The following is a 17,509-nucleotide window of genomic DNA, read 5'->3' as shown; positions in this document are numbered from 1 at the left end:
GAGAACGCGATGAACCTGAAGAACATCGACACCTTCTACCAATATGTGATTCGAGGTTCGATCCTGCTGCTGGCCGTGGTCATCGACCGCATGAAACAACGCTGACTCCAGGCCATGTGAGGACTGAGTGTGGGAGGGGGCTTGCCCCCGATAGCGGTGTATCAGAAGCAAATTGCAGCCTGACACTCCGTAATCGGGGGCAAGCCCCCTCCCACAGTACTGCGGTTCGATGCTGGTGCGGCAGCGGTGATCGAGCACTTGAAACAAAGCTGAGCCCTGGTCATGTGAAATCAAAAGGTGGGAGGGGGCTTGCCCCCGATAGCGATGTGTCAGACCCGGATGTTCAAACTGACCCACAGCATCGGGCAAAGCCCCCCCCCGCCACATAGATATCCCCACTGTGTTGCCCTCGGGTATTTGCCATAATGGCGCCCGTTTTCGTACTTCCCAATAGGCCCGATATGCAGGAAAACGCCCACACCCCCGCCAAAGACGCCGCTCCCACCGGCACCCAGACCCTGTTGCGTGGCCTGGGGGTGGTGCAAGCGGTGGCGGCGGGTGCGCGGGATCTGAAAGAGATCGCCAGGCGCATCGGCACCACCCGCAGCACCACTCACCGCCTGGCCAGTTGCCTGGTGGACGAGCGTTACCTGCGTGTGGTGCCGCAAGTCGGTTATCTGCTGGGCCCCAAGTTGATCGAATTGGGGTTTCAGGCACGCGAAGAGTTGCCGCTGGTCACCCTGGCAGTGCCCTATCTGGACGAGCTCTCGGCGCTGACCGGCGACACCATCCACCTGGCCATCCGTGAACACGACGACGTGCTTTACCTGCACAAGAACCCAGGCCGCTACGGGCCGGAAATGCGCTCGCGGGTCGGCCACCGCATGCCGTTGGCGCGTACCGGGGTGGGCAAGGCGATGTTGCTGGATGATTCGGTACAGGAATGGCAACGCTTGTACGACGCCAGCCTGCCGGCAGGCGGGAAGAATCTGCAGTGGCCCCACCATCCTGAGCAATCCTGGGCGCAGTTCGAGCAACGCATGCACGAGTACGTAGCGGGTGGTTATGCCTTCGACTTGGAAGACAACGAACCGTCGATCCGTTGCGTGGCTGCACCGGTGCGCGATGCCAGCCGGCGGATCGTCGCCGGCATCAGCATCGCCAGTACCGTGCCCTACATGCCGCTGGAAAAAATGGCCGAGCTGATCCCTGTGATCAAACAGGTCGCAGCGCGGCTGTCGGCGGAGTTGGGCGCCAAGGCCTGATCAGACCTTGAGGGTCGCCATGTCGATGACAAAGCGGTACTTCACATCGCCGGCGATCATGCGGGTATAAGCCTCGTTGATCTGGCGGATGTCGAGCATTTCGATATCGCAGGTGATGTCATGCTCGGCACAGAAATCCAGGACTTCCTGGGTTTCGGCAATACCCCCGATCAACGAGCCGGCCAGCACTTTACGGCCCAGCACCAGCTTGGCGGCGTTGACGGGCGGGTCCACTGGCTCGATCAGGCCCACCAGGATATGCACGCCGTCAAAGCGCAGGGTATCGAGGTAGGGGTTCAGGTCGTGCTGCACCGGAATGGTGTCCAGCAGGAAGTCGAACTGCCCGACGGCGGCTTTCATTTGCTCGGCATCGGTGGACACGATCACATGATCGGCGCCCTGGCGGCGGCCTTCTTCGGCCTTGCTCGCGGAGCGGGTGAACAGCGTCACTTCGGCGCCCATGGCCTTGGCGAACTTGATACCCATGTGGCCCAGGCCGCCCATGCCGAGAATCCCGACCTTGTCGCCGGCCTTCACGCCGTAGTGCTTGAGCGGCGAGTAGGTGGTGATGCCCGCGCACAGGATCGGCGCAGCGCTGGCCAGGTCGAGCTTGGCCGGGATCTTTACCACAAAATGCTCGCTGACCACGATGCTGTCGGAGTAGCCGCCCATGGTGTTGCTGCCGTCCACGCGGTCGGGGGTGGCGTAGGTCATGGTCGGGCCTTCAAGGCAGTATTGCTCCAGGTCCGACTGGCAGGCCTGGCACTGGCGGCACGAATCGACCATGCAGCCCACGCCCACCAGGTCGCCGACTTTGTGCGCGGTGACGCTGGCGCCCACGGCGGTGACTTTGCCGACGATCTCATGGCCGGGCATCAGCGGGTAGACGGCGATGCCCCACTCGTTGCGCGCCTGGTGGATGTCGGAGTGGCAGACGCCGCAGTACAGAATCTCGATGGCCACGTCGTCGGCCCGTGGGCTGCGACGTTGGAAACTCATGGGGGCGAGGGGAGTGGTGGCCGACTGGGCGGCGTAACCGATGGCGGTGTACATGGGGAGAACCTCGCAAAAGCAATGGCAAGTGAGGCGGGCCATTGTCCCCATCGACTTGGTTGGCGGCCATGGCGATTGCTCCGAGTCTTATGCCTAAAGCTCCGGGGGAGCAGCTAAAAGCAGCAAGCTGCAAGCCGCAAGCTATAAACTGCGCGCTCTCTTGCAGCTTGAGGCTTGAAGCTTGCTGACGCTCAGATCTGAAAACTCCCGAGAACTGCTTTTATGCTATTGACCCGCCATCTCGACGCCAACGCCACGCTGGTTTCCTTGATCGAGGGCCTCACGACCCGTGACGGTTTCTCCCCGACCCACTTGCCTGGCGTACAGGTTTTGCGTGCCAGTTGTGATGTGGCACGCGGCCCGCAGATCTATGAGCCGAGCCTGATGTTCGTGGCTCAGGGCAGTAAGGTCGCGTACCTGGGACCGCGCACGCTGGAGTATGGTGCCGGGCACTATCTGATCCAGGCGATGCCGGTGCCGTTCGAGTGCGAGACCTTCGCCATGGCGCCTGGTGCACCGCTGTTGGGCGTGACGGTGGCGATCGACCGCGTGGTGCTTGGCGAGCTGGTCATGGCCATGGGTATTCAGGCCGGTCCGCCGCCCGCTGCGCAGACGTTGGCATCGATGAGTTCGGTGGTGCTCGACGAAGCGATGCGCGGCTGCGTCGAGCGGCTGTTGCAGTGCCTGCACGATCCGCTGGAAAGCCGGATCATCGGCCCATCGCGGGTGCGCGAATTGCTGTTTACCGCCTTGCGCGGGCCCCAGGCCGATGTGCTGCGCGCGCTGGTAGAGCAACAGGGGCAATTCTCACGCATCGCCACCTCGTTGAATCACCTGCATGCCCATTACGCCGAGCCGCTGAATATCGAGACCCTGGCCGGCTACGCACATATGAGCGCGTCGACCTTTCACGAGCATTTCAAGCGTTGCACGTTGTTGTCGCCGGTGCAGTACCTCAAACGGCTGCGCCTGCTCAAGGCCCAGCAATTGCTGCTGGTGGACGGCATGGGCGTGGCGCAGGCGGCACACAGCGTGGGGTATCAGAGTACGTCGCAGTTCAGTCGGGAATATAAGCGCTACTTTTTGCGCAATCCGGGTGAAGAACGAGCGGCGTAGGGAGTTCAGGCGAAGAAACAAATCCCAAGGTGCGAACGGGCCTCCGATGGCGGTGTGAAGTCAGCATTTCTGCAACTCACCACCGATATCGGGGGCAAGCCCCTCCCACATTGGATTGATGTTAACTATAAAAAAGGCTCCCATTTGGGAGCCTTGTCTGGCTTACATATTCGGGTAAGTCGGCCCGCCCGCGCCTTCCGGCGTGACCCAGGTGATGTTCTGCGAAGGGTCCTTGATGTCACAGGTCTTGCAGTGCACGCAGTTCTGGGCGTTGATCTGGAAGCGTTTCTCACCGTCTTCTTTCGTCACCACTTCATACACCCCGGCCGGGCAGTAGCGCTGCGCCGGTTCATCGTAGAGCGGCAGGTTGGTGCCGATCGGGATGCTTGGGTCTTTCAATTTCAAGTGGCACGGCTGCTCTTCTTCGTGGTTGGTACCGGAGATGAACACCGAGCTGAGCTTGTCGAAGCTCAATTTGCCGTCGGGCTTGGGGTAATCGATTTTCTGGCTGTCCTTGGCCAGTTTCAGGCAGGCGTAGTCCGGCTTGGTGTCGTGCAGCGTGAACGGCATCTTGCCGCCCAGAATGTTCTGGTCGAACCAGTTGAAGCCGGCGCCGAGGATCGGGCCGAATTTGTGCATCGCCGGGCCGAAGTTGCGTGTGGCGAACAGTTCTTCGTAGAGCCAGCTGGACTTGAAACTGTCGACGTAGGCGGTCAGTTCATCGCCGCCTTCGGACGCGGCGAACAGGCGATCGGCCACGGCATCGGCGGCGAGCATGCCGGACTTCATGGCAGTGTGGCTGCCTTTGATCTTGGCGAAGTTCAGGGTGCCGAGGTCGCAACCGATCAGCGCGCCGCCTTTGAAGACCATCTTCGGCAGTGAGTTCAGGCCGCCTTTGCAGATGGCGCGGGCGCCGTAGCTGACGCGTTTGCCGCCTTCCAGGTACTGAGCCAGTACCGGGTGATGCTTGAGGCGCTGAAACTCATCGAACGGCGACAGGAAAGGGTTGCTGTAGGACAGGTCGACGATCAGACCCACCACCACCTGGTTGTTTTCCAGGTGATACAGGAACGAGCCACCGGTGTTCTCGGCGCTCATGATGTCCAGCGGCCAACCGGCGGTGTGCACCACCAGGCCTGGCTGGTGCTTGGCCGGGTCGATTTCCCAGATTTCCTTGAGGCCGATGCCGTAGTGCTGGGCGTCGGCATCGCTGTCCAGGTTGAAACGCTGGATCAGTTGCTTGCCGATATGGCCACGGCAGCCTTCGGCGAACAGCGTGTATTTGCCGCGCAGCTCCATGCCGGGGGTGTAGAGGCCTTCCTTGGGGTTGCCTTCACGGTCGACGCCGAGGTCGCCGGTGATGATCCCGCGCACCACGCCGTTTTCATCGAACAGTGCTTCCTGGGCGGCGAAGCCGGGGTAGATTTCCACACCGAGGTTTTCGGCCTGTTGGGCCAGCCAGCGGCACAGGTTGCCCAGGGAAATAATGTAGTTGCCTTCGTTGTGCATGGTCTTGGGCACAAAGAAGTCAGGCACCTTGGTGGAGGTGTCGCTGCTGCGCAGTACATAGATGTCGTCGCGCACCACCGGGGTGTTGAGCGGGGCACCGAGTTCTTTCCAGTCCGGGAACAATTCATTCAGGGCGCGTGGTTCGAATACGGCACCGGAGAGGATATGGGCGCCGACTTCAGAGCCTTTCTCGACCACGCAGACGCTGATTTCCTTACCGGCTTCGGCGGCCTTCTGCTTCAGTCGGCAGGCGGCGGACAGGCCAGCCGGGCCAGCGCCGACGATGACCACGTCGAATTCCATGTATTCGCGTTCCACAGGCTATCTCCTACTCAAGGCTCAACAGGCTTTTTTTCTAATGGGTGGAGGTTCGGTTTCGTCTTGCAGACAGGGCAAGACCCACCTCTCTCTCTAGGTGGCGCATTATATATAGACCACCGACAGCGTCCAATACAAACGTTTGTTTGAATTGCCCGCAGGCTAGGTAAATCAAAGCAACGCGGCTTATGACTGACCATTTTGCCGTATTGACCAGAATAGGCGTTCCGGTCAAGATACGGTCGGTTTTGCGCTTACCGTAGGCAGACAGCAGGTTTCAAGAGCACGTCCAAAAGCAATGCAACGGCATGAACGGCGGGTACGCGTGCAGAGGGTGGCGCGCAGTTTACACGCCGCGATAGAGAATGACCTCCCAGTCACTCCTGACGAACGGTCTGCATTTTACTGTCGATTCGCCGCTGCGGATGTTTTTGGAGGTGCCCTTGTGTGCCGATGAGCATCAACCGCCAGGTTCGCCTAGGCGACTTTCTTTTCACCGGAGAGTAACGAGGAATCCATGAAGGTTCTTGTAGCTGTCAAACGCGTTGTCGATTACAACGTGAAAGTTCGCGTCAAGGCGGACAATTCCGGCGTCGATCTTGCTAACGTCAAAATGTCGATGAACCCTTTCTGTGAAATCGCTGTTGAAGAAGCGGTGCGCCTGAAAGAGAAAGGCGTCGCGACTGAAATCGTCGTAGTGTCCATCGGCCCGACCACCGCTCAAGAGCAGTTGCGTACTGCCCTGGCCCTGGGTGCCGACCGCGCCATCCTGGTCGAGTCCGCCGAGGACCTGACCTCTCTGGCCGTGGCCAAGCTGCTCAAGGCCGTTGTCGACAAGGAACAGCCCCAGTTGGTGATCCTCGGCAAACAAGCCATCGACAGCGACAACAACCAGACTGGCCAGATGCTTGCAGCACTGACCGGTTACGGCCAGGGCACCTTCGCTTCCAAAGTCGAAGTGAGCGGCGACAGCGTTGCCGTGACCCGTGAAATCGACGGCGGCGCCCAGACGGTTTCCCTGAAATTGCCGGCCATCGTCACCACCGACCTGCGTTTGAACGAGCCGCGCTATGCGTCCCTGCCAAACATCATGAAAGCCAAGAAAAAGCCGCTCGAGTCGCTGACTCCGGATGCCTTGGGCGTTTCCACCGCCTCCACCAACAAGACCATCAAAGTCGAAGCGCCGGCTGCACGCAGCGCGGGCATCAAGGTCAAGTCGGTGGCTGAACTGGTCGAGAAACTGAAAAACGAAGCGAAGGTAATCTGAACATGACTATCTTGGTAATCGCCGAACACGACAACAAGGTGCTGGCTCCGGCCACCCTCAACACCGTGGCTGCCGCCGCTAAGATCGGTGGCGACATTCACGTACTGGTTGCCGGCCAGGGCGCGGGCGCCGTTGCTGAAGCCGCTGCGAAAATCGCCGGTGTGAGCAAGGTTCTGAACGCTGACAACGCGGCCTACGCGCATCAGCTGCCGGAAAACGTTGCGCCGCTGGTCGCCGAGTTGGGCAAGGGCTACAGCCACATCCTGGCGGCCGCCACCTCCAACGGTAAAAACATCCTGCCGCGCGTAGCCGCGCAGCTGGACGTTGACCAGATCTCCGAGATCATCTCGGTCGAAAGCGCCGACACGTTCAAACGCCCGATCTACGCCGGTAACGCCATCGCTACCGTACAGTCGACCGCCGCCATCAAAGTGATCACCGTGCGTGCCACCGGTTTCGACCCGGTTGCTGCAGAAGGCGGTTCGGCTGCTGTTGAAGCCGTTGCGGCTGCTCATGACGCCGGCACATCCAGCTTCGTCAACGAAGAACTGGCCAAGTCCGATCGTCCTGAACTGACCGCTGCCAAGATCGTCGTTTCAGGCGGGCGTGGCATGCAGAACGGTGACAACTTCAAACACCTGTACGCCCTGGCCGACAAGCTCGGCGCCGCGGTTGGCGCTTCGCGCGCCGCAGTGGACGCAGGTTTTGTGCCCAACGATATGCAGGTCGGCCAGACCGGCAAGATCGTTGCGCCACAGCTGTACATCGCCGTCGGTATCTCCGGCGCGATCCAGCACCTGGCCGGTATGAAAGACTCCAAAGTGATCGTCGCGATCAACAAGGACGAAGAAGCTCCGATCTTCCAGGTGGCCGATTACGGCCTGGTGGCGGACTTGTTCGAAGCCGTACCCGAGTTGGAGAAGCTGGTCTAATCCAGTCGCTTCACTTATAAAGAGCCCGGTCGTATGACCGGGTTTTTTTTGCCCGGCTTTTTGCCTATCGGAGAAATGCACCATGCAATTGCGTCCCTGGACTGCGCTGCTGGGTTTCACACTGTTGCTGCCGACCTTGTCGCTGGCCGCCGGTAAATGTGACCGCCTGGTGATTACCGGCAGCCCGGATGCACCGCCTTTATTGTGGCGCGACCCGCAAGACCCTACGCGCTTGATTGGCGCCACCGCGGATGTGTTGCAGCAAGTGGCCAAGGACCTGGGTGTAAAGATCGATCTGCTTTACGGCGGCAAGCGCGCCCTGGCCCTGGATGAAGCACGCAGCGGGCGCATGGATATGTTGGCCGATGCGCCGCTAAATGTCGGCGAGCTGGAAAACTTTGACTACATTCATCCAGCCCTGATGCAGAACGATTACCTGGTCTGGACGCGCAAAGACTCGACGCTGGCTTACGCCACGGCTGCGGATCTGCACGGCCATCAGGGCGCGGTGTCGGAACGCGCGCGGCTGAGCCGTGGTTTTGAAACCTTCGCGGGCCAGCAGTTGAGCCTGCAACGCTTTCCCACCTTGACCCCAGCGTTCCAGAAACTGCTGCTGGGCGAGGTGGATTATGTTCTGGCCGGGCGTTATTCCGGCATGGCCATGGCGCAGTCGTTGGGCATGAGCAATGACTTGGTCGCCCGCGATGTACCGGTCGATCAGCCCGGCCTGTACCTGGCGATTTCTCACAACTCGGCCTGTAATGATCCGTGGCTGCGCGGACAGCTGGCCAAAAAGATGACAGAATTGCGCGGGTCCGATGGGGTGCAAGCTGCACTGCAGCGCAATATCGAGCGCTGGAAGGCGCAATTGCAACAACCCGTCGGCACCCCAACAAAGTAGGGATTTTCAGTGACTCTTCGACCTCTTTTCGCGGCCCTCGCCGTTGTCGCTCTGGCGGGATGTGCAGCCGATCCTGCGCCGAATGAACAAATACGCCTTACTCAGCAGGCTCTCGAACAGGCCAGTGCCGTCGGTGCCAATGCCGATGACTCGCCCGAGCTGAAGCTGGCCGAGGATAAATTTGCCCGGGCCAGGGCCGACATGGCCGACCAATCCTTCAAACATGCGCGCATGCGTGCTGAGCAGGCCGAGCTGGATGCGCGTCTGGCCGAGGCCAAGGTGCTGACCCGCAAAAGCCAGGAACAACTGAACGTGCTCAATACCCGCATCACGCGCCTGCGCAAGCAACTGCAATTGGGAGATGCCCAATGAGCCTGACGATCCGAGGTCTGGGCTTTGCAACGTTGTTGGCCAGTGCGGTACTGGGCGGGTGTGCCAGCCATCCCAACAGCGAGCAGGCATTGCAGCAGGCCGGCAGCGACTTCCAGAAGGTCAAGGAAGATGCCAATGTGCTGCGCATCGCGCCCAAGGACGTGATCCGCGCCGGTGAATCCCTGGCCAGGGCCGACCGACTGTCCAGCTATTGGGGCAGCGGCAATGACGTCGTGCACTACGCCTACCTGAGCCAGCGCTACAGCGCCATCGCCCGCGAACATACCGAGCAGGCACTGAATGAAGAACGCGGCGCCAAACTTGAGCTGGAGCGTCAGCGCCTGCAACTGGCCCTGCGCGAAAGCAAATTGAGCAGCGTGCAGCAACAGGGCAAGTGGCTTGAAGAGCAGATCGCAAGTTTGGCCACTACCCAGACCGATCGCGGCCTGGTGATGACCCTGGGTGACGTGCTGTTCGACACCGGCGAAGCGGAACTGAAAAACTCGGCCAATCGCACCGTGCTCAAGATCGTGCAATTCCTGCAACTGAACCCCAAGCGCGTGGTACGCATCGAGGGCTACACCGACAGTACCGGTGGCGAACAGGAAAACCTCAAACTGTCGCGTGATCGCGCGCAGGCGGTGGCTGACGTTCTGGTAGACCTGGGCATTGATGAAAAACGCATCCAGGTCGAAGGCTATGGCGACCAGTATCCAGTGGAAGCCAATGCTTCCGAGCGCGGTCGTGCGCAGAACCGCCGGGTAGAAATCGTATTCTCCGACGCCAAGGGCCAGTTGGGCGCCGCCCGCTGAAGCCTTGGACTGATTGACAAGGTGGGGCTCACCCCAAAAGCCTCAGGCTCGCAGGTGAGGTGTTCACTGAAGAGAAGTCGATACCCATGCCCCGATCGCGGTGGGTCAGTCAGCCCAGCTGTCACTGACGCACCGCTATCGGGCCAATCGAATCGTCGCACCGCCCCTCCTGCTTTTTTCTGCATAAGCCTGAAAGCTCTCTCCACCACCCTTACAGTTTTTGCTGTCACTGCCAGCCACGCTCGACTATTGTGGCAACTGTCCCCGTACACTTCTAAACTGTGCCGGTATGTTTCACACAAAAATAAAATGCCCGTGAAATCGAGTGCTGCGACATGACCAATCTTCTGCTCTACCAACGTATCGCTCAGCAGTTGGCTGAGGATATCCGGCGTGGTGTCTATCAACCGGGCGAACGGGTGCCTTCCGTACGCAAGATGAGCTCCCAGCTCAATGTGAGCCATGCCACGGTATTGCAGGCTTATGCCAACCTCGAAGACCAGGGGCTGATCAGGGCGCGACCGCAGTCCGGTTATTACGTACACCAGACCCCCGCGCTCACCGCGCCCACGCCGGATATCGCACGGGTCGAGCGTCCGGGGCTGGTCACGCGCAGCAGCATCATCCAGCAGGTATTGGGCGAGTCGCGCCGCGAAGGGGTTTTTCCCCTGGGCGCCGCAGTCCCGAGCGTCGATTACCTGCCGGTGCGCGCGTTGCATCAGCAACTGGCCAAGGTCACGCGTTTCCAGAGCCCGCGCGCGTTCAGCTACATGTTCAGTCCCGGCTTCGAGCCGCTGCGCCGCCAGGTCGCTATCCGCATGCGCGATGCCGGGGTGGTGGTGGACCCTTCCGAAGTGGTGATCACCCACGGATGCGTCGATGCGTTGCAGATGTCACTGCGCGTGCTGACTCGCCCCGGCGATCTGATCGCGGCGGAATCCCCCACCTATTACGGCTTGCTGCAATTGGCGGATCTGCTGGGCCTCAAAGTCATTGAGATCCCCAGCGACCCGTCCACCGGCATGAGCCTGGAGGCGCTGCAACTGGCCGCGAACCAGTGGTCGATCAAGGCGCTGGTGCTGACCACGCGGCTGAGCAACCCGCTGGGTGGCACCATGCCGGAGGAGCGTCAGAAGCAGTTGCTGCGCCTGGCGTCGGATTTCGATATTCAGATTGTCGAGGACGACATCTACGGCGAGCTGATGTTCGAGCTGGGCCGCACCAAGGCCCTGAAAGCCTATGATCGCCTGGATCGGGTGATCTATTGTTCGAGCTTCTCCAAGACGTTGTCGCCGGGGGTGCGTATTGGTTGGATGATTGCCGGCAAGTACCAGCAGGAAATCCAGCGCCTGCAAATGTTCAGCACCCACTCGGCCTGCAGCGTGACTCAAATGGGCGTGGCTGCGTACCTGGAGAACGGCGGCTACGACCGACATTTGCGCTACATCCGTCAGGAATACCGCAAGAACCTCAGCGCCTTTCAATTGGCGGTGCAGCAATACTTCCCGGAGGGCACGCAGATGACCCGTCCCACCGGCGGCTTCATCCTGTGGGTCAGTTTGCCAGGACGGGTCAATACCCAGGAACTGCACGTACGTGCACTGCAACAGGGCATCAGCATCGCGCCAGGGTTGATCTTCAGTAATACCGAGCAATTCAACCACTGCATCCGCCTTAACTGCGGCACGCCGTGGAACCGCGAGGCAGAGCGCGCGCTGATGACGTTGGGCATGCTGGCGAGCCAGTTGTGCCAGGAAACCGCTGCCGGTTTTTGAGCGCTGATGAGCGTGCAAAACAGGGCTATGCCGATAGCTGGCTAATCACCGCGCTTGTCATGGCGCGCACAACAAGCGAGCATATGGCCCTCTGCCTTTAATGCTGTAGGCGATATGACCTCGATGTTCCGAGCTGTTCTGGTAATTGGCCTGTTAAGCCTGTGCAACGTCCACACCGCGCTGGCGGCGGCGCCTGTGAGCGAAAACAAGCCGGCCGCCGGCAGTGAGCAGAGCACTCCCGCGAAAACGCCCGCTCCGGCAAAAAAAGCGCCTGCCGTGAAGAAAAACACCACCAACGCCAAGAAACGTACGGCGGCCAGGAAGGCCAAATCCGCCCATGAAGTGGCCGAGACCAAATTGCCACCGGCCCAATTGGATCTGTCGCTGCCCTCGGACATGGTCCGGCACCTGCAGCCGCTGGGCACCTTGCCGCAGCCTAAGAGCGTGCCACTGCTGCCGCCGATGTTCGGTGAGAAACCCACCGATAAAAGCGATTTCCAGATCAACGGACGTCTGCTCAGTAACGAAATGCGCCTGCAATTGCGCAATGAAGAGCGGCGCGAGGTAGAGGGTGCCGCGCTGGATTTCGAATTCAAACAGTAAGCGCTTCCTACCTTTGCAAGATGACCCTTCGACCATTTGTCGCGGACTGGTCGGTCACTTCGGTTTTCTGCATAAAACCCCTGTTGGACCATTTTAAAACGGCTGTTTAAGGGCGTAGTCTAGCCCGGCCATCCCTATTGAGTCGTCGAGGACCCACTGGTCATGAAATGCCGTGAAGGCTGTGGCGCTTGCTGCATCGCCCCCTCCATCAGTTCGCCGCTGCCCGGCATGCCCAATGGCAAACCGGCGGGCGAACGCTGCGCGCACCTGTCGGTCGAACTGCTGTGCCAACTGTTCGGCCAACCGGAGCGACCGGCGGTATGCAGTGATTTCAAGGCTGATATCGAGGTGTGCGGCACCGACCAGGCCGATGCGATCCGCCTGATCGGCTGGTGGGAACAGATGACGGCGGCTTGATGGGCTTTACTATCGGAACTTCAACAATAAGGAATACAACAATGGGTTCGCTGAAACGAATAGCTGTCGTGTGCGGTTTTACGCTGGTATTTGCCGCCACTGCCCAGGCTGAGGATTGGCAGGTTGCCAAGGATGAAGACGGCATCAAGGTGTCCCTGAGCGAAGTCGCCGGCTCCAAATATAAGGCGTATCGCGGTGTGACCACGATCAAGGCGCCTGTCGCCAAGGTCCAGGCCCTGCAGGAAGATGTCGCCGGTGCCTGTTCGTGGATTCATGAGTGCAAGTCCCAGAAGCTGGTCGACAAAAAAGGCGATGAAGCCTGGACCTACACCCAGTTCAAGGCGCCGTTCCCGGTGACCGACCGCGATTCTTACATCCATGTCACTACCACCAAGGATGCCGACGGCAACGTAACCCGCACGTTGCAGGGCGTGCCGACCTATAAGCCCGAAGAAAAAGGCTACGTGCGTGTCGCTCAAGTCGAGGGCTTCTGGAAACTGGTCCCTAAGGGAGCAAATGAGACCGAAGTGACTTACCAGGTGCACACCGAGCCAGGCGGCAGCGTGCCTTCGTGGCTGGCCAACAAGTTCGTGGTCGACGCGCCGTTCAACACCCTCAAGGCGCTTAAAGCGCGCGCGGAAAAATAAGCGCGATTGATCGGGTGCCCCCTGCCTTGGGTGGAACGTTTGGCGAACCCCCAAGGTCCAGATAGAAGTGAGCCCACACATGGGTTTTATCGAGGAGGCACCGATGCAAACGTGGCAAATTACCTTCGTTGATGATCACGGCGTAAAAACCGTAGAGCTGTTCACCTGCGAACAAGCGCCCAGCCTCGAAGACGCTGCGCACATGATTCGCAGCAAACTGGTGCCGGTCGCCGCCGAGCTCGACCTCAATGACCTTGAGGGACGCAAGCCGGAGCCGACGGTCAAGATCCTCAAAGACCAGAACAGTATCCAGATCCTCGATATTTCTCCCTCTGCCTGAATATTCCCTGTAGGCCTGGCAAGCGCCTCTGGTGGAGGTGATTGCTTCGCGCTACTCTGCAAACGAGATCAGCGAATGAATCGCTAAGGTCTGGTCTTGTCAGCTACATGCTTGTTTTCCCGCGGTGAGGTCATTGCCGTAGCCTCCGCGCCAGCAGGGCGCGGGCTTCGGGGAGCACGGAAAGTCTATCCATCGGTCTTGAGGAGCACTTTTCATGAGCACAGCCTATCAAGAAGACATCAGCACCCACGTTCTGCGCCGCATGAAAGAAGGCGGTTTCGATTTCTCACGTTTCCACCCCATCGAGTTCTACGCGATTTTCCCGGATGAAGAACGGGCGCGCAGGGCGGCGGGCGAGTTTCGTGGAGAGTCCCTGAACGCCCAGGTCAGCGCGCGCGACGATGGCGCGTGGTACCTGGAACTGAGCAAGGTCATGTTTGCAACCTACGACGGCATAGGAGATTTCGAGCAGGACTTTGAAGCAGTGGTCGAGCCCCTCGGTGGCATTATCGAGGGGTGGGGCGTCAAACAGGAGGTGCGCGGCCTGCCGATGTAGTTCGACACTGCCCGCACTCGCAACAACACCACGCATCGGCTGGCCTTCGGGTCGGCCGATGTTGTTTGTGCCGTAGGCAAAGCCCGGCGCATTCTGCGAGCTCTTTTCATGCACCAAAAAAAAGCCACCCGAGTAGGGTGGCCGAAGGGAAGAGTGGAGCGCTGAAGGTCTGTTCAGCAGATGGTGGCGATTATCCGCAAGCTTTGCAGGCCGGTGAAATCAACTCTGACTATGCTCTTGATAGTCAAAGCCTGCATTGCGATGAAGCGCGCGACCACACACCGGGCAATCTGCGCACCAGGAAGGTGCGCATGGTGCTTCGTATTTATACAACTCGCTGATTCTTAAGTGTTTATGCCGATGGCACGGGCCTTGCGATGGTTCTGGCGTCCGAGTGACAAGGAGTACGGCATGATCCGCACTTATTACGACGAAATGTACGATGGGGCAGGGCAGGTCAGGCCTCACTACCGCGAATTCGCCCGTTGGCTGGCCCAGACCCCCGCTGAACTGCTGGCCCAGCGTCGGCGCGAAGCCGATTTGCTGTTTCACCGTGCCGGGATCACCTTCACCCTTTACGGGGATGAACAGGGCACCGAGCGCCTGATTCCCTTCGACACCATCCCGCGCAGTATTCCGGCCAGCGAATGGCGGATTGTCGAGCGCGGCTGCATCCAGCGCGTCAAGGCACTGAACCTGTTCCTTGCCGACCTCTATCATGAACAACGCATTATCAAGGCCGGGATCATTCCCGCCGAGCAGGTGCTGGCCAACGAGCAATACCAACTGGCCATGCAGGGCCTGGATCTGCACCGCGATGTGTATGCTCACGTCGCCGGGGTCGATCTCGTCCGTGATGGCGACGGCACTTACTACGTATTGGAAGACAACCTGCGTACACCCAGCGGCGTCAGCTACATGCTCGAAGACCGTAAGATGATGATGCGCCTGTTCCCCGAATTGTTCGCTGCCCAGCGTATTGCGCCGATCGACCACTACCCCAACCTGCTGCTCGACACCCTCAAAAGCGCAAGCGCCCTGGATAACCCCAGCGTGGTGGTGCTGACCCCAGGGCGGTTCAACAGTGCTTTTTTCGAACATGCTTTTCTCGCCCGGGAAATGGGCGTGGAACTGGTGGAAGGTGCCGACCTGTTCGTGCGCGACGATCACGTGTTCATGCGCACCACCGACGGTCCCAAGGCGGTGGATGTGATCTACCGCCGCCTCGATGACGCGTTCCTCGACCCGTTGGCCTTTAACCCGGACTCCATGCTCGGGGTGCCGGGCCTGTTGGCCGCCTATCGCTCGGGCAATGTGGTGCTGGCCAACGCCATCGGCACCGGGGTCGCGGATGACAAGTCGGTGTACCCCTTCGTCACCGACATGATCCGTTTTTACCTGGATGAGGAGCCGATCCTGCAGAATGTTCCGACCTTTCAGTGCCGCAAGCCCGACGAATTGTCCCACGTGCTCGCCCACCTGCCGCAACTGGTGGTCAAGGAAACCCAAGGGTCCGGCGGCTACGGCATGTTGGTCGGGCCGGCGTCCACGGCGGCGGAAATCGAAGCCTTCCGCGCCCGCATCAAAGCCAAGCCCCATGCGTATATCGCACAGCCGACGCTGTGTTTATCCACGTGCCCGACCTTCGTCGAGAATGGTATCGCCCCGCGCCATATCGACCTGCGCCCGTTCGTGCTGTCCGGCAAGGACACCCGCGTGGTGCCTGGCGGCCTGACGCGCGTGGCCCTGCGCGAGGGCTCGCTGGTGGTCAATTCGTCCCAGGGCGGCGGCACCAAAGACACTTGGGTCGTGGAGGACTGATGCCATGTTGAGTCGAACTGCCTCGGATTTGTACTGGATGTCGCGCTACCTGGAACGCGCGGAAAACCTCGCACGCATGCTCGATGTCAGTTATTCGCTGTCGCTGATGCCCCAGGACGGGCGCGGCGATGGCCTGCATGAACTGGCGATGCCGCTGCTGATCACCGGCACCCTGGAGGATTACCACGAGCGTCACGGCCAGTTACACGCCGAGCGTCTGCTGCACTTCTTTGCCCTGGACGCGGCCAACCCCGCGAGCATCTACAGCTGCCTGGGCGCCGCGCGGGCCAGCGCCCATGCGGTGCGTGGGCGAATCACCGCCGACATGTGGGAAAACATCAATGCCACTTGGCTGGATATTCGTGAAATCGCTCAACAAGGCCTGAGCCGCTATGGCATGAGCCGTTTCTGCGAGTGGGTCAAGGAGCGCTCCCACCTGTTTCGCGGCGCAACCTACGGCACCATTATGCGCAATGACGCGTTCCGGTTTATTCGCCTGGGCACCTTTATCGAGCGCGCCGACAACACTTTGCGCCTGCTGGATGCGCGGTATGAAATGGCCGGCGACCATGCCGACACGGTCACCGACGGCACCGCTCACGCGTACTATCAGTGGAGCGCGTTGCTGCGCGCGCTGTCCTCGTTCGAGGCCTACACCGAAATTTATCGTGACGCTCCCGGCGCCCGGCAAGTGGCCCAGTTGCTGCTGTTGCGCGCCGATGTGCCGCGCTCCCTGCGCGCCTGCAGCGAAGAGATCGATCAGATCCTCGCCAGCCTGCCCGGCCTGAACGGCCGCCCGGCACAGCGCCTGGCCGCAGAGATGGATGCGCGCCTGCGCTTTACCGCCATTGATGAAATCCTGGAGGAAGGCCTGCACGCCTGGCTGACCGACTTTATTCCCCTGGTCCGCCACTTGGGCGATGCCATCTACCATTCCTACCTGGAGGCGGCATGAGACTTTCGATCAGCCACGAAACCACCTACCACTACGAAGACCAGGTGCGCGCCAGCATCCAGTACCTGCGCCTGACGCCCCACGACAGCGAACGGCAGCAGGTACTCAGTTGGCAGCTCGACCTGCCGCGCCCGGTTCGCGCGCAGATCGACCCGTTCGGTAATATCCTGCACGTGTTGACCCTGGATGAGCCCCACGACGCCATCATCATCGGCGCCCGTGGCCAAGTGGATATCGATGAATTGCGCGAAGCCGAGCATGAGCAGCAGTCGGCCTATCCGTTCCTGCGCGGTACCCGCCTGACCGAGTCCGATGAAGCCCTGCGCGGCTTCGCTCGGCAGCACTGTCGTCAAGGGCGTGACCGCAGCGCGCTGATCGACCTCATGCACGCGCTCAACGAGGCCATGGTCTACACGCCCGGCGCCACCGAAGTCGACACTTGTGCCGCCCACGCGTTCGCCGGCCGCGCGGGCGTGTGCCAGGACCATACCCATGTATTCCTGGCCTGCGCACGCAGCCTCGGTATTCCGGCGCGGTATGTGTCGGGGTATTTGTACAGCGAGGACAGCACGCACCTGGCCAGCCATGCCTGGGCCGAAGCCTGGTTGGACAACGCCTGGTACAGCTTCGACGTGACCAACCGTCTGGCCCGGCCGGAACGCCACCTCAAGCTGGCGGTGGGCCTGGACTATCTTGACGCCTGCCCGGTTCGCGGCATGCGCCGAGGCGGTGGGCATGAACAAATGCACGCCAAGGTATCGGTGGCGCCGATGCCCGTGATTTCAGTCCAGCAGCAATAATCGGGCACCGCCGCGAAGCTCACCGGCCAAACGGAGGTCATCGCTGAGAT

At 60.5% G+C, this 17,509-nt stretch carries 19 protein-coding genes and 1 pseudogene; 18 read left to right on the top strand and 2 right to left on the bottom strand.

The features are described 5' to 3' along the window. A pseudogene (locus tag G7025_RS25190) lies at positions 1–105 on the top strand (L-arabinose ABC transporter permease AraH); the annotation flags it as partial. A gap of 356 nt (positions 106–461) precedes the next feature. Next, positions 462–1,265 (top strand): IclR family transcriptional regulator, encoded by an 804-nt coding sequence (locus tag G7025_RS25185; RefSeq protein ID WP_181081712.1) that lies wholly within the window; start codon positions 462–464, stop codon positions 1,263–1,265. Here the strand turns inward: G7025_RS25185 and G7025_RS25180 are convergent, their stop codons facing one another. Continuing rightward, entirely contained in the window at positions 1,266–2,318 is a 1,053-nt protein-coding gene (locus tag G7025_RS25180; protein WP_181081711.1) for an NAD(P)-dependent alcohol dehydrogenase, read from the bottom strand. It abuts the gene before it with no gap. 222 nt (positions 2,319–2,540) lie between these two features. Here G7025_RS25180 and G7025_RS25175 point away from each other — a divergent pair, with 222 nt between their 5' ends. Next, positions 2,541–3,434: an AraC family transcriptional regulator gene (locus G7025_RS25175; RefSeq protein WP_181081710.1), complete on the top strand. Its 894-nt coding sequence runs from the start codon at positions 2,541–2,543 to the stop codon at positions 3,432–3,434. A gap of 162 nt (positions 3,435–3,596) precedes the next feature. Here the strand turns inward: G7025_RS25175 and G7025_RS25170 are convergent, their stop codons facing one another. Beyond that, complete coding sequence (locus G7025_RS25170) at positions 3,597–5,261, bottom strand: electron transfer flavoprotein-ubiquinone oxidoreductase (protein ID WP_181081709.1); 1,665 nt, start codon at positions 5,259–5,261, stop codon at positions 3,597–3,599. Between the two features lie 517 nt (positions 5,262–5,778). On the opposite strand from G7025_RS25170, the gene G7025_RS25165 reads away from it, so the two are divergent. The 15 genes from G7025_RS25165 (at position 5,779) to G7025_RS25095 (ending at position 17,459) form a co-directional block, all read left to right on the top strand. Continuing rightward, positions 5,779–6,528: an electron transfer flavoprotein subunit beta/FixA family protein gene (locus G7025_RS25165; RefSeq protein ID WP_181081708.1), complete on the top strand. Its 750-nt coding sequence runs from the start codon at positions 5,779–5,781 to the stop codon at positions 6,526–6,528. Between the two features lie 2 nt (positions 6,529–6,530). Further along, positions 6,531–7,460, top strand: a complete 930-nt coding sequence (locus tag G7025_RS25160; protein ID WP_181081707.1) for an electron transfer flavoprotein subunit alpha/FixB family protein — start codon at positions 6,531–6,533, stop codon at positions 7,458–7,460. A gap of 82 nt (positions 7,461–7,542) precedes the next feature. Then, positions 7,543–8,361 (top strand): substrate-binding periplasmic protein, encoded by an 819-nt coding sequence (locus G7025_RS25155; protein ID WP_181081706.1) that lies wholly within the window; start codon positions 7,543–7,545, stop codon positions 8,359–8,361. 9 nt (positions 8,362–8,370) lie between these two features. Then, a complete protein-coding gene (locus tag G7025_RS25150) occupies positions 8,371–8,733 on the top strand; it encodes a DUF4398 domain-containing protein (protein WP_181081705.1) in 363 nt (120 codons plus the stop codon). Beyond that, positions 8,730–9,545, top strand: coding sequence for an OmpA family protein (locus tag G7025_RS25145; protein ID WP_181081704.1), 816 nt, complete (start codon positions 8,730–8,732; stop codon positions 9,543–9,545). The genes G7025_RS25150 and G7025_RS25145 overlap by 4 nt, the downstream gene beginning before the upstream one ends. A gap of 335 nt (positions 9,546–9,880) precedes the next feature. Next, positions 9,881–11,320, top strand: a complete 1,440-nt coding sequence (locus G7025_RS25140) for an aminotransferase-like domain-containing protein (RefSeq protein ID WP_017527404.1) — start codon at positions 9,881–9,883, stop codon at positions 11,318–11,320. A 114-nt stretch (positions 11,321–11,434) separates the two neighbouring features. Beyond that, a complete protein-coding gene (locus G7025_RS25135) occupies positions 11,435–11,923 on the top strand; it encodes a translation initiation factor 2 (protein ID WP_181081703.1) in 489 nt (162 codons plus the stop codon). A gap of 162 nt (positions 11,924–12,085) precedes the next feature. Next, positions 12,086–12,340: a YkgJ family cysteine cluster protein gene (locus G7025_RS25130; protein WP_181081702.1), complete on the top strand. Its 255-nt coding sequence runs from the start codon at positions 12,086–12,088 to the stop codon at positions 12,338–12,340. A gap of 41 nt (positions 12,341–12,381) precedes the next feature. Next, on the top strand, positions 12,382–12,987 hold the full coding sequence (locus G7025_RS25125) for an START domain-containing protein (protein ID WP_181081701.1): 606 nt from the start codon (positions 12,382–12,384) through the stop codon (positions 12,985–12,987). Between the two features lie 103 nt (positions 12,988–13,090). Continuing rightward, positions 13,091–13,327 carry a hypothetical protein gene (locus tag G7025_RS25120; RefSeq protein WP_181081700.1) on the top strand — a complete coding sequence of 79 codons (237 nt, stop codon included), beginning with the start codon at positions 13,091–13,093 and terminating at the stop codon, positions 13,325–13,327. Positions 13,328–13,541: 214 nt separating this feature from the next. Further along, complete coding sequence (locus tag G7025_RS25115) at positions 13,542–13,883, top strand: ribonuclease E inhibitor RraB (RefSeq protein ID WP_181081699.1); 342 nt, start codon at positions 13,542–13,544, stop codon at positions 13,881–13,883. Positions 13,884–14,020: 137 nt separating this feature from the next. Beyond that, positions 14,021–14,224, top strand: coding sequence for a hypothetical protein (locus G7025_RS25110; protein WP_181081698.1), 204 nt, complete (start codon positions 14,021–14,023; stop codon positions 14,222–14,224). A 70-nt stretch (positions 14,225–14,294) separates the two neighbouring features. Beyond that, positions 14,295–15,704, top strand: coding sequence for a circularly permuted type 2 ATP-grasp protein (locus G7025_RS25105; protein ID WP_181081697.1), 1,410 nt, complete (start codon positions 14,295–14,297; stop codon positions 15,702–15,704). A gap of 4 nt (positions 15,705–15,708) precedes the next feature. Continuing rightward, positions 15,709–16,659, top strand: coding sequence for an alpha-E domain-containing protein (locus G7025_RS25100; protein ID WP_181081696.1), 951 nt, complete (start codon positions 15,709–15,711; stop codon positions 16,657–16,659). Further along, entirely contained in the window at positions 16,656–17,459 is an 804-nt protein-coding gene (locus G7025_RS25095) for a transglutaminase family protein (RefSeq protein WP_181081695.1), read from the top strand. The genes G7025_RS25100 and G7025_RS25095 overlap by 4 nt, the downstream gene beginning before the upstream one ends. The last annotated feature ends 50 nt before the right edge of the window (positions 17,460–17,509 follow it).

Origin of the sequence: Pseudomonas lurida (assembly GCF_013522705.1) — a bacterium.
In the GTDB taxonomy this organism is placed as follows: domain Bacteria; phylum Pseudomonadota; class Gammaproteobacteria; order Pseudomonadales; family Pseudomonadaceae; genus Aquipseudomonas; species Aquipseudomonas quebecensis.
The sequence above is the reverse complement of the archived record's forward strand: the minus strand, read 5'-3'. Positions and strand labels throughout refer to the sequence as shown.

Excerpts from the sequence above, each read along its gene's own strand:
- G7025_RS25185 (WP_181081712.1), top strand. The coding sequence starts at position 462 with ATGCAGGAAAACGCCCACACCCCCGCCAAAGACGCCGCTCCCACCGGC.
- G7025_RS25180 (WP_181081711.1), bottom strand. The coding sequence starts at position 2,318 with ATGTACACCGCCATCGGTTACGCCGCCCAGTCGGCCACCACTCCCCTC.
- G7025_RS25175 (WP_181081710.1), top strand. The coding sequence starts at position 2,541 with ATGCTATTGACCCGCCATCTCGACGCCAACGCCACGCTGGTTTCCTTG.
- G7025_RS25165 (WP_181081708.1), top strand. The coding sequence starts at position 5,779 with ATGAAGGTTCTTGTAGCTGTCAAACGCGTTGTCGATTACAACGTGAAA.
- G7025_RS25160 (WP_181081707.1), top strand. The coding sequence starts at position 6,531 with ATGACTATCTTGGTAATCGCCGAACACGACAACAAGGTGCTGGCTCCG.
- G7025_RS25155 (WP_181081706.1), top strand. The coding sequence starts at position 7,543 with ATGCAATTGCGTCCCTGGACTGCGCTGCTGGGTTTCACACTGTTGCTG.
- G7025_RS25145 (WP_181081704.1), top strand. The coding sequence starts at position 8,730 with ATGAGCCTGACGATCCGAGGTCTGGGCTTTGCAACGTTGTTGGCCAGT.
- G7025_RS25140 (WP_017527404.1), top strand. The coding sequence starts at position 9,881 with ATGACCAATCTTCTGCTCTACCAACGTATCGCTCAGCAGTTGGCTGAG.
- G7025_RS25135 (WP_181081703.1), top strand. The coding sequence starts at position 11,435 with ATGACCTCGATGTTCCGAGCTGTTCTGGTAATTGGCCTGTTAAGCCTG.
- G7025_RS25130 (WP_181081702.1), top strand. The coding sequence starts at position 12,086 with ATGAAATGCCGTGAAGGCTGTGGCGCTTGCTGCATCGCCCCCTCCATC.
- G7025_RS25125 (WP_181081701.1), top strand. The coding sequence starts at position 12,382 with ATGGGTTCGCTGAAACGAATAGCTGTCGTGTGCGGTTTTACGCTGGTA.
- G7025_RS25120 (WP_181081700.1), top strand. The coding sequence starts at position 13,091 with ATGCAAACGTGGCAAATTACCTTCGTTGATGATCACGGCGTAAAAACC.
- G7025_RS25115 (WP_181081699.1), top strand. The coding sequence starts at position 13,542 with ATGAGCACAGCCTATCAAGAAGACATCAGCACCCACGTTCTGCGCCGC.
- G7025_RS25105 (WP_181081697.1), top strand. The coding sequence starts at position 14,295 with ATGATCCGCACTTATTACGACGAAATGTACGATGGGGCAGGGCAGGTC.
- G7025_RS25100 (WP_181081696.1), top strand. The coding sequence starts at position 15,709 with ATGTTGAGTCGAACTGCCTCGGATTTGTACTGGATGTCGCGCTACCTG.
- G7025_RS25095 (WP_181081695.1), top strand. The coding sequence starts at position 16,656 with ATGAGACTTTCGATCAGCCACGAAACCACCTACCACTACGAAGACCAG.